Source organism: Hallerella sp. (assembly GCF_022776125.1).
Taxonomy (GTDB): Bacteria; Fibrobacterota; Fibrobacteria; order Fibrobacterales; family Fibrobacteraceae; genus Hallerella; species Hallerella succinigenes.
Genome location: NZ_JALFIA010000091.1, coordinates 23,252 through 34,805, shown reverse-complemented (window position 1 = coordinate 34,805; position 11,554 = coordinate 23,252). Strand labels below are relative to the sequence as shown.

At 47.7% G+C, this 11,554-nt stretch carries 7 protein-coding genes; 3 read left to right on the top strand and 4 right to left on the bottom strand.

Annotated features, from left to right (window positions below):
* Positions 1–123: 123 nt before the first annotated feature.
* Positions 124–1,032 (bottom strand): carbohydrate kinase family protein, encoded by a 909-nt coding sequence (locus MR847_RS10980; protein WP_287723765.1) that lies wholly within the window; start codon positions 1,030–1,032, stop codon positions 124–126.
* Positions 1,033–1,759: 727 nt separating this feature from the next.
* On the opposite strand from MR847_RS10980, the gene MR847_RS10975 reads away from it, so the two are divergent.
* The gene (locus MR847_RS10975) at positions 1,760–2,686 is read left to right on the top strand and encodes a virulence RhuM family protein/type II toxin-antitoxin system death-on-curing family toxin (RefSeq protein WP_353846859.1); all 927 of its coding nucleotides are present in this window, start codon (positions 1,760–1,762) and stop codon (positions 2,684–2,686) included.
* Between the two features lie 109 nt (positions 2,687–2,795).
* Here MR847_RS10975 and MR847_RS10970 read toward each other — a convergent pair whose 3' ends face one another.
* The 3 genes from MR847_RS10970 to MR847_RS10960 form a co-directional block, all read right to left on the bottom strand.
* A complete protein-coding gene (locus MR847_RS10970; RefSeq protein WP_287723763.1) occupies positions 2,796–4,766 on the bottom strand; it encodes a formylglycine-generating enzyme family protein in 1,971 nt (656 codons plus the stop codon).
* A gap of 545 nt (positions 4,767–5,311) precedes the next feature.
* Positions 5,312–6,253: a malate dehydrogenase gene (mdh, locus tag MR847_RS10965; RefSeq protein ID WP_287723762.1), complete on the bottom strand. Its 942-nt coding sequence runs from the start codon at positions 6,251–6,253 to the stop codon at positions 5,312–5,314.
* A 122-nt stretch (positions 6,254–6,375) separates the two neighbouring features.
* Positions 6,376–7,845 (bottom strand): BamA/TamA family outer membrane protein, encoded by a 1,470-nt coding sequence (locus tag MR847_RS10960; protein WP_287723761.1) that lies wholly within the window; start codon positions 7,843–7,845, stop codon positions 6,376–6,378.
* Between the two features lie 108 nt (positions 7,846–7,953).
* Between MR847_RS10960 and MR847_RS10955 the strand changes: the two genes are divergently transcribed.
* Both MR847_RS10955 and MR847_RS10950 read left to right on the top strand, forming a co-directional pair.
* A complete protein-coding gene (locus tag MR847_RS10955) occupies positions 7,954–10,356 on the top strand; it encodes an MMPL family transporter (protein ID WP_106520153.1) in 2,403 nt (800 codons plus the stop codon).
* Positions 10,353–11,552: a pyridoxal phosphate-dependent aminotransferase gene (locus tag MR847_RS10950; RefSeq protein ID WP_287723760.1), complete on the top strand. Its 1,200-nt coding sequence runs from the start codon at positions 10,353–10,355 to the stop codon at positions 11,550–11,552. The genes MR847_RS10955 and MR847_RS10950 overlap by 4 nt, the downstream gene beginning before the upstream one ends.
* Positions 11,553–11,554 lie beyond the last annotated feature (2 nt).

The following is an 11,554-nucleotide window of genomic DNA, read 5'->3' as shown; positions in this document are numbered from 1 at the left end:
GGGGGCCGTTCACCACCCGGCCAGCTCCAGCTAAATCTTGTCTAGGGGACCCGCAAAACGCAAAGGCACCGCTTTCTGTCGAAATCGGCGCGTATTCAGCATATTGTGCTTATGTTGGAACTTTTACCGGACAGCAATAATAACATATTTAGGCATCGCCCCGTGTTGCGTGCAAACGTAGGCGGAAACTTCGACCGCGCGCTCATGCGCTTCAGCAATGCTTTTCCCGTTCAAAATCTGCGAGATGAATGCGGCGGTAAACGAATCGCCTGCGCCCACGGTATCGACCACCTTGACTTTGGGCGTTTTCTTTTCCGAGATTTCATTTGCAGAAAACACGAACGAGCCTTCTGCACCGCAAGTAAGAATCAGCATTTGCAAGCCAAATTTTGAAATCAGCCTGCGGCAAATTTCGGTTGTGCACTTTCTGTCTGCGGCAAGGTGCGTCCCACGCAAAGCGAGTGCTTCGTCGTTTTCCAGGAGCATGGGCGCCACAATATTGAGTTCTTCGTCGTTAATTTTTAAAATGTTTGCGCGTGCAAGCGAGCTTACAATCACCTCTTTACTATACCAGTTTTCGCGCAGGTTGATGTCAAAAACGCGGACTGCATCGCAGGCATCGTCAAGGAATTTCTGGATTGTCGCGCGGCTCACAGGGCTTCGCTGGGCAAGCGTTCCAAAGCAAACTGCTTCGGCATTTTTCGCAAGGTTTGCAAGCTCTTTTGTATAGGGAATATTGTCGTAAGCGACACCTTCGCAAATTTCATACTGCGGGATTCCGCCTTTTGAAAGCGAAATTTGCACCGTTCCTGTCGGGTAATTCACGCGTTCAAGCTGGTGACGCATTTGAACGTTATCCAAAATGCGAACGATTTCATCACCGAGGTTATCGTTACCGATTGCGCTTACAACGCAGCCGTTTCGCCCACACTGTGTCGCATGGTATGCAAAATTTGCAGGCGCTCCCCCGAGTTTTTTCCCCGAAGGCAAGCAATCGAACAAAATTTCACCAATGCCTATGAGATATTTCATGCGAAATAATATAGCAAACGCGCTTACTAAAGTATCATCCCTTCGCTACGCTCAGAATGACGACGCAAACCTTACACCTTTAAAAATTGATTATATTTTTTCAACTAAAAAGAAGGCCATCAACTGGGTAGTGTCAATACCCAACTCAAATTGAGATTCGCACGGTCAACATTTCAAAGGGCGGCTTTTCATTTGCGCCGGCGATGTTTCTCGAACAAAATCTTGCGGCAATTGAATATATGAAACTTGGAACTTTAGTTCCTTAGTTGAATTACCCCTTTGGGGTAGGATCTAGCACTTGTGAACATCTAGATCCTTCGTTTCGCCTACGGCTCCACTCAGGATGACACAGTAAGCAAATGCTTCGCACTCCACTCAGGGTGACACTCATGTTTTTGTAAATTTCATTTTATCAACAATTTTCTGGAATTTTTATTAGATTCAACCAAGATATCATCATTCTCGCTGACAGAGGCGCATGCATCCACGGGCGAGTCGTTTCACTTTTTGAACGTGATATAGGATAGCTCGCAAGAACACGACTTGCGCGACGGCTTTTGCCAAGTAATGCCGAGGAATGCCCTCGCCTGTATTCGCTTTCAAATCATCCAATAAATAATAAAATCATTTTTTTTCAGATGCCGCAAAAGGCACCTCTATTTTTTATGGAGAATTTATGAATTCACAAAAATCAAATATCGCAATTTACAAAACCTAAGACGGAAAAATCGAATTAAATGTCCAGCTCGAAAACGACACCGTGTGGCTTACGCAGGCGCAAATGGTGATGCTGTTTAACAAAGATCAATCCGTCATTGCTCGTCATATCAAAAACGCAATAAGCGAGGGCGAAATTAACGAAAAAAGTAATATGCAAATTTTGCATAATACTCAGTACAAGTATCGTCCCACTCAAATTTACAATTTGGACGTCATCATCTCGGTAGGATACCGTGTCAAAAGCCAGCAGGGCGTTCAATTCCGCCGCTGGGCGACCTCGGTTTTAAAAGACTATCTTGTCAAGGGCTTTGCGGTAAACCAGAATCGCCTGGACCATTACAACGATTTGAAAGATGTCGTTGCGTTGATGAGTCGAACGATTGCGTTTCAAAATCAGCTTTCAACGCATGAATATTCGGGATTGTTCACGGTCATTTCGGACTATGTTTATGCGCTTGATACTTTAGACCATTACGATTACCAAACGTTAACGGTCAAAAAGACGACTACGAAGCAAAAATTTCATGCAACGTATGAAAATGCGATGCAGGCAATTCAGGCATTAAAGAAAAAATTTGGCGAAAGCGCCTGGTTTGCAAACGAAAAAGACGAAAGTTTCAAAAGTTCCATCGGACAGATTTACCAGACCTTTGGAGGTGTGGACCTCTACCCTTCTGTCGAAGAAAAAGCGGCGACTCTTTTGTATCTCGTGATTAAAAATCATTCGTTTACCGATGGCAACAAACGCATCGCTGCAATGCTTTTCTTGTGGTTTATGGAAAAGAACGGCATCTTGTACGCTGCCGATGGCCACAAGCGAATCGCAGACAACACTTTGGTTGCCCTCACGCTGATGATTGCCGAAAGCAAAAGCGATGAAAAAGACATCATGGTGAAAGTCGTCGTGAACTTGATTAATCAGGATAACCAGTGAGATTTTGAAATATGGCAAATTTAGAATTTTGAAAAAACGAAAACGCCTGCGGATTTTGCGGTCTGCAGGCGCGGTTGTTGATTATAGGGCTATTTCCAGATGGATAAACCTACAGGGAATAAGCAAGTCGGAACCCGTCGATGTAGTCGCGATTGCTCGGGGTGTTGTAGCAGTCGCGGTCGGACACGGTTGCGTAAGACGCAAGGCTGCCGTGCCAGCTGCCGCCACGTCTCACGCGGTAAGAACCCGAAATAGGACCAGTCACAAGTGTAGAGCCACTCACGCTACTGCCATACCAGTCCCAGTTCCATTCCCAGACATTTCCACTCATATCATAAAGTCCCAAGGTATTCGGCGACTTCTTGCCCACTTCATGAGTCTTGCTGCTGGAGTTATCGGTATACCATGCAACATTTCCAATCGTGTTCGACCCCGAATAGGTGTAGCTCCAGGCGCTGGCGGACTGGTTTCCGCCACGGGCGGCAAATTCCCATTCGGCTTCCGTCGGCAGGCGGTAGCCCTTCTTGGTTGTGTCAAAGTACGGCGTTTTGCTGTTGGCAGCATCCGACTTCGTATAAACTGTCGTGAAATTCGCATCGGAATAGTAAACACAATATTTTGCACCAAACATTTTCTTCGTCAGTTCGTTGGTAAACGCAATTGCTTCAAACCAGTTGACCATTTCTACCGGGCGCAACTTTTGCACTTCGCCGCTGGCAGGGCTTGAAGTAAAGTAACTCGGGTTCGTGCCCATCACCGCCTGGTAAAGTTCCTGCGTTACTTCGTATTTTCCAATCGCATATGGCTTGAGAGTCACATTTCTGCCCGAGACAAAGGCGCCAGCGCTGCCCGAACCTGTTACCGTCACGTTTTTCGTTGTTACAGCCACAAGCGCAGTTTTCGTGTACGTGGCATTTCCGACAGTAATATTTTGTCCTAATTTCTGCGATAACGCTTTCACTTCTTCCGAAGCAATCTTGCCCTTGTTTTCGACCTTGTCGTAGGCGACCGCGCGGATAATGTAATTTTCATTCCCAGTCAGCGCTTTCGTAGTAAAGCTGTATTCTTGGCCTTCGGCGACATTCTTAAAAATCTTCGTTTGTTCAATTTTTGTCACCGTTTCGCTTTCCATTTTTTCAACGGTTACTTCGATCTTTTGAAGTCCCGCTTTCACGCGGCCGCCCAAGTCCGCCTTGGCGACAACAGTCACGTTTGCGGTCAAGTTTCCGATGTCGTAATCGATTTTCAGGCTCGGCGCTTCCGGGCCTGTCACATCCACATGCGGAATCGCAATCGTCTCAACCTTTTCGCGAATCGAATTGTCCCAGTAAATCGTCGCAATCTGGTTTTCTTCGGAAACTTCGAAGCTGTAAGTGCCGTCGGCTTCCTTCGCAATTTTGCCGTCTTTAATTGAGCCCGTCCAATCGACATTCCCGCCGCCGATTGAAACCACCGGCTTTTCTTTGCTCAGGTAATAACGCAGGTCCAAATTTTCGTCATTCGAAACCTTAACGATAACCTTTACCGACTGCGCTGCCGTCAACGAATCCGGCGAAAGCGAATATTCTACAGTAAACGGCTTTGATTCTTCAGAGCTACTCGACTTTGCTACGCTGCTAGAGCTGTTATCTTTTTGACTGGAGCTAGATTTCGAATCGGAGCTTTTATCTTTTGCGCTAGAACTTGATGCTTTGCCACTTGAAGAACTCGCAGTTTTATAGCTCGACGAACTTCCCGCTTTTTCGCTTGAAGAACTTTTTACCTTTTCGCTGGAGCTGGAATTTTTATCGTTTTCGCTTGAGCTCAAATTTTCATCGGATGAAGAACTTTCTTCGCTTTCGGCGGCCGCTCTCACCCATTCGCTATCTTTGCAAACGTAAACTTGCGCTTCGTCTTTTACAAAAATCGAATCGCCCGCAATTTCTGCGCGGCAAGAATCTGCTTCGGTTAAAGTTTCGATAACGTCGAAATCCAATGCGTTGGAATTGGAACTCGAATCATCGCTGCAAGCGCTGAGCCCAAAAAGCGCTGTTGCGCCAAGCGCAATCGCTGCTGATTTTATTCCCAAGTGAAGTTTCATAATGACTCCGATTTTGAAATTCTTACAAAAGAATGTAACAAAAAAAACGCTTCGTCTAGCGTTTTAGTAAAAATCTTAAAAAAGGGAGATTTTGAATTCAAAATTTCGCGCAAGCACATCAAAAATTTACCGCTTTAGAAATTTGCATTTAAACTGCCGAAGGCGGAGCACGGCGCAGCCGTGCGCACTTACTTTTTCATTCCTCATTATACAAGAAACGCTCCGCAAAGCGGAGCGTTTCTTGTTTGCAGTTTTTTCTGCGACGTGAGCAAAATGCCCTCGGGCGTTAGCCGAGGGCGTTTGCGAGAGCGAGCGCTTACTACACGTTCTTTATGCGATTAGCGCGTGCGGTCTTTACGTGAGCAAAACGCCCTCGGTGTTAAACCGGGGGCATTTGCGAGAGCGAGCGCTTACTACACGTTCTTTACGCGATTAGCGCGTGCGGTCTTTACGTGAGCAAAACGCCCTCGGGCGTTAGCCGAGGGCGTTTGCGAGAGCGAGCGCTTACCACATGTTCTTTTATGCGATTAGCGCGTGCGGTCGTATTAGGTGTGTGCGTCCACCCATTCAGCGTTCTTACGGCAAGCTTCAACAGACTTGTTGAATGCTGCCTTTTCTTCGTCGTTCATCTTGACTTCGAGAATCTTTTCTACGCCGTTTGCGCCGATCACTGCCGGCACGCCGCAGTAGAGACCCTTCACGCCATACTGGCCGTCGAGCTTCGCTGCACAAGAGAAGACGCTCTTCTTGTCGAGGAGGTAAGCTTCTGCCATGTGGATTGCGGAAGTTGCCGGGCTGTAGAATGCAGAACCGCGACCGAGAAGATTCACGATTTCGCCACCTGCGCCAGCGGTACGCTTAGCGAGTTCAGCAAACTTTTCCTTCGTCATGAGCTGCGGAAGCGGAATGCCGCCGACAGAGACACTTTCGTAGATGCTGACCATGGTGTCGCCGTGGCCACCGAGAACGAGAGCCTTCACGTCTTCGACGGAAACTCCGAGTTCGTCAGCGACGAAGCAAGCGAGACGAGCAGAGTCGAGAACGCCAGCCATACCGATCACCTTGTTAGCCGGGAGACCAGACTGCTTCTGCATATTGTAAACCATGGCATCGAGCGGGTTCGTAATCACGATCACGAATGCATCCGGAGCGTGTTCCTTGATGGCTTCAGCAACCGTCTTGATGACGCCGCAGTTCTTTTCGAGAAGGTCATCGCGGCTCATGCCCGGCATACGCGGGAAACCAGCGGTAACAATAACGACGTCTGCGCCCTTGAGAGCTGCGTAGTCGGTAGAACCCTGAAGATCAACGGAAGAGTTGATCACAGAACGGCCTTCCATAATGTCGAGAGCCTTACCCTTCGGCATGCCCTGAGTCATCGGAATGTCGATAAGGACGACGTCGCCGAGATTCTTCTGGGCAGCAACGAGAGCCATTGTACCACCAATCTGACCAGCGCCAACAAGCGCAATCTTCTTTCTAGCCATATTAGACCTTCCTTTTTAGGACAAAAATGTTGTCTTAATGATAGCAATTTTTTTACTGAAAAAACATCTAAAAATGTGAAATCGGTGTATTGGAAAGTGAAATGGACGGCTTTTAACCGATTTTACTGGAATTCAGGCGCGACCGTGCAGACGAGAGCAAAGCCATTAAAGCCATGGAATCCAATCTGGATACGGAACAAATACATATCCGGCTTGCGGACTCGAATACCGAAGCCCCAGGAGTTCAAAAGCTTGTCGCCGTCAAGAGAGTACCAATTCCTGCCGTAGCTTACGTATTCATCAAAAAGGACTCCGTCCACCAGTCGATCGATCGGCCAGCGGTACTCAAGAGAAATCCCTTTCATCGCAAAGTCCGCATACCGACGCGTATAGCCACGAAGGGGATACGTTCCCCCTGCAGTCGAAAAAGCAGAAAACGGAGCGCCTCCTTCTTCCATTTCCCACATCTGCCTCATGCGGAACTGAATTGCGAGAACGCGACGGTTCAAGAGAGTGTTCTTGATGTTTTCTGGGCGCCAAAGGCGAAGGGTTTCGTCCCAAGAAAAGTCCGTATAGAATTTACGGAATTCACGAGCTTCTTTCGCAGTAAGCCCGTACTTGGAATCGTCCTTTCCTAAATAAAAATAGTGCTGGGCGACAAAATCAAACGCCTGGTAGTCGTGGTCAAGAGAATTGGACTTTGAAGTGACGTTCGCACCAGCGTATTCGGTCACATTTACGTATCTCCAGGTTGCGGAAATACGGGAACCGCGGGTCGGTACAAAAGGAGCGTCTATATTATCATAGGTGAGCGTAAACTTGAGCGGGAACTGGTAATAATTCTGGTAGAGACCATGCGTATTCGGGTTGAACTTCGGATGATCTGTCAAAACCGTATCTTGCACGTCCGGCAGATCGAATAGGCAACGATCTATTTCCCCTTCAATCTGAAAATCCATATTGGGGACAAATGGAAGCGGATGGCCTAGGCGCAACTGGGCAGAATAGGATGAATCCGTATAAATAAAGGTTTCGTCTGTATCGAAAAGGGTCAAAGAACGCGGCAAAGCGACAGTCGCATCACGGTCCAAGGTTAAGTCCAAACGCCCGCCGATTACAAAATCCGATCCCAATAGGTTTCGTTTGGTGTACCGGGTCGAAAACTTCATATCGCTATTGACAAAAAGTGTCGCATTCGCTACGAAATAATCCTTTTGAAAAAGCATGTTCCGGTGACGGTAGGCTATGCCGATCTGCGTTCGCGTTCCGGGCTTTAAGTTCATCGTCGGATAGATGTAAATATTGCGTTTAGGTCCAAAAGCGGCTAGATCCGCACTTTTTTCCAAAATTCGGTTTTCCGCCGCATATTTGACCGGAGCCGAAAACGGATACACCAAAAGATCCAAAGCCGGCTGAATAATATGGGAAAACGGCCAAAGCAGATAATCCTTTGCGGACATTTCCTTCTGCTCTTCTTCCTCCACTTCCACTACGGTCGAGTCATTTGGATCGTAATGCGCCATCGAGTAATCTCCCCGGGATTCCACAGGCTTTGAAGCCTCTTCCGCCCACAACGGAAGAGCAAGCCACAATAGAATTCCGATAAAGCCCACTCTCATGACGCAGAATAATTTAATAATTCGTTCCAAACAAGGATTTCCATTCATCGTCTTCTTTTACATTTTTTAGATTATGAAGTGATGTTTTCCCTACTTCAAAGATTTTTGCGCAACGCGCTCAAACATCCAAAAATCGTTCTTGGCATCGCTCTTGCGGTGACACTTCTTTCGATTTATCCTGTGCGAAATCTCAAATGGGAACTTCGAATGATCGATATGCTGCCGGATTCTTCGGAAGTCAAAAAGACAAACGCCATCGTCGAGGAAAATTTCGGCGGATTCGGTTCCCTAGTTGCAGTCATCACGTCCAAGGATAGCGCCTTGAACTCGCGGCTCGTCCAAGGGCTCGCCAAAGAACTGGAAGGCAACCGGTACATCAATTTCGTCGAATACAAGTCCGAAATGGACTTCTTTGAAAAGCACAAGCTTCTCTATGTAAACACGGAAGATCTGCGCAAAATCCGAGACCGCATTTCGGATTTGCAATCCCGTTACAAGTTTGAAAACAGTCCGTTCTACATCGATCTCCTTTCAAACGATTCCCTGCAAAAGGTAGTCCGCGATTCCCTGACCCGGGAAATCACTGATTCGCTTTCCCTGGCAGAGCTTGAAGACAAATATTTTTCAAAGCTCCGGAATATGTATTCCAACGAAAAAGGGACGGTGCGTATCGTCAGCGTTTTCCCCAAGGCACGTGTTTCTGATCTTTCTGCCTCGCGCAAGCTGACCCGAATCGTTTCGGGGGCTTTCGAAAGCTTACCCGAAAGCGAAAAAGCCGAACTTTATATGACGGGAAAAGTCTTCCAGACCGCAAGCGAGGGTTGGCGGATTTTACCGGAAGCCCGTTTTACCGGCATCGCTCTTGCTGTTATTCTTGCGCTATTCTTCTTGTTCCGTTTTGCAAAGCAGCCCGCAGTCTTTATTCTTTCAATCATTCCGATTGCGCTTGTCTTTTTATGGACTCTTGCGGCGGCATGGCTCTTTTTTGGGAGAATCAACCTGTATTCGATCGTTCTCGCGGTGATTTTACCGGGAATATCTTGCCGCCAAATCGTGCACTTGATGACGCGTTTTGCGGATGAGCAGCGCAATGGTCTCGGTTACGAATTAAGCCTTGAAAGCGCCTTGTTGGGCGTTGGTCCGACGATTGCGATTTCGACTTTCTCGTTTGCGGCGGCATTCCTTGGCTTGCTTTTTGTGCCTTTGGCAGGCATGCAGGAACTCGGTGTTCTCGGTGCAATCGGTTCAATCTTGAACTGGACTCTAGCAAGTCTTGTTTTCCCCGCTTTGATTGAACTCACCAAAAAATACCGTTCGTTTCTCGTATTTGGAAAGATCAAGGGACATGTTGAAAATTTCAAGGAACGCCCCTTCGTCGGATTCAAGAAAGCGTTTATCCCAGTGCTTCTTCTTTGCATGATTTTGCCAAGCCGTGGTATTTACCCCAAATTTGATTACGATTTTTCGCATTCCGACTACCATCCGAATACAGCGAAGGCAGACTCCCTGCTTCGCGAAACAAATTACCTGAATTACGATCCGATTGTCGTCATTTTGCCGAATTCCAAAACGGCGAGAAGCTTCTACAACCGCATCAACCGCGAACGCGAATCCAATCCGAATTCTGGCATTCGTGCGGTAGCCATCTACCAAAACCTTTTGCCTTCTAATCAACAGGAAAAGCTTTCGCTTTTGACTGAAATCAAAAACGAATTGGATCCGTCTGTGTTACGCGCCTTGAGTCCCACCGATTCCGCACGCATTGAAAAGATCGTCAAGGATTGGAAGGCGGCGCCGGTTCTTTCAAAGGATCTTCCGATGAATCTGCGCAAGCTGTTCGGTGCAAACGCTGGCGGTTCTACCGAATACGCATTCATCTTCCCGAACTTCAATTCAAACGACGGACTTGCCTGTCGACGTCTTGCGAAAGAACTTGAACCGTTTCACTATCCGATGACGGGAACCGCTCTCGTCCGCGCATCCGTTTTGAACATGACGCTTCCGCATTTCCACAAGGCGATTCTTTTCGGCATTGTCTGCGTCTTCCTTTTGACCTTCCTTTTTTACAAGAGATTCTACTTTTCGCTTTTCACTCTTGTTTCTCCGATTATCGCCTTCTTCTGGCTTTTGGGTCTTTTGAGATTCTTGGATATCCCGCTTACCGCATATAGCTGTCTTGCATTCCCCATTTTGATCGGGATGAGTTTAGACGGCGCCATTCAGCTGTGGAACGCCTATTACGAGCGTTCGACCGGAAGCATCTACCACATTCTGCGCACGACTGGCGTCACCTGTTTCTTTGCCGAGCTTTTGACGATCGTTGTGCTGTTCGGCCTTTCTCTTTCCTCTCATCCGGGAATCCACGCCATCGGTATGATTTCCATCTTTGGAGTGGTTTGCCTGTTGCTGTCTCATAACTTTGTATTTCCGCTTCTCGCCGGTGCACTAGATCGCCGACGGATTCGCAGGAGAAAACATCGATGAAAAACCTTTCAGAACGTATTCTGAACATCGCCCCCTCTTTGACCGTAGCTGTCGATACCCTCGCTAAAAAATTAAAAGCAGAAGGAAAAGATATCGTTTCCTTGGGCGCAGGAGAACCTGACTGGGACACACCGATCGATGTGCGCAATGCAGGCAAGGCTTCGATTGATCAAGGCAAGACACGTTACTCGGCTCCTCAGGGAATTCTCGAAGTCCGCGAAGCGGTCTGCGAAAAGCTCCGTTCGCAAAACGGCCTCGAATACGCTCCGGAACAAATCATTATGACAAGCGGTGCAAAGCACGCCGTTTTTAATTCCCTGCTCGCCATTATCAATCCGGGCGATGAAGTCATCATTCCGGAACCTTATTGGGTCACTTATCCGGAACTCGTCAAACTGCTCGGCGGCGTCCCGGTGATTGTTCATACAAAGGTGGATAACGATTTTCAGATGTCAGGTGAAGAACTTTCAAAGGTGATTTCCCCGAAGACCAAAGCCGTGATTTTGAACAATCCGACAAATCCGACAGGAACGCTCTATTCCGAAGAAGTACTAGCAAGCATCGCCAAGGTCATTGCGGAAAACGATCTGTATGCCATTTCGGACGAAATTTACGAGCACTTCTCGTACAGCGATTCCTTCCAGTTCAAGAGCCTCGCTTCCTTTGATGGCATGTATGAACGCACGCTTGTCATCAACGGGCTTTCCAAGTCTCACTGCATGACCGGTTGGAGAATTGGCTACGTGGCTGCTCCGAAAGAAATTGCAAAGCTTATCGCCAAGGCTCAGGGCCAGACGACGCATCATCCGTCGAACATTGCCCAATATGCAGCCGAAGAAGCTTTGAAGATGCCGCTTGATACCGTGTACAAAATGCGCGATGAATTCCGCAAGCGTCGTGATTTCCTCTATGGAAAATTTTCCGCGATTCCGAGCGTAAGCCTTCGCGTTCCAGGTGGAGCCTTCTACTTGTTCGCCGACATCAGCGACTTGTTTGGCAAAAAGACTCCGGCAGGCAAAACCATTTCGGATTCGATCGAATTCTGCACATACTTGCTTGAAACCGTCGGACTTGCGATTGTACCGGGCAGCGCCTTTGGCCGTGAAGGTTATGTGCGCTTCTCGTACGCTGCATCGATGGATACGCTCGCCGCCGCAGCAGAACGTTTTGAAAAAGGCATTCTCGCGCTTCAGTAATT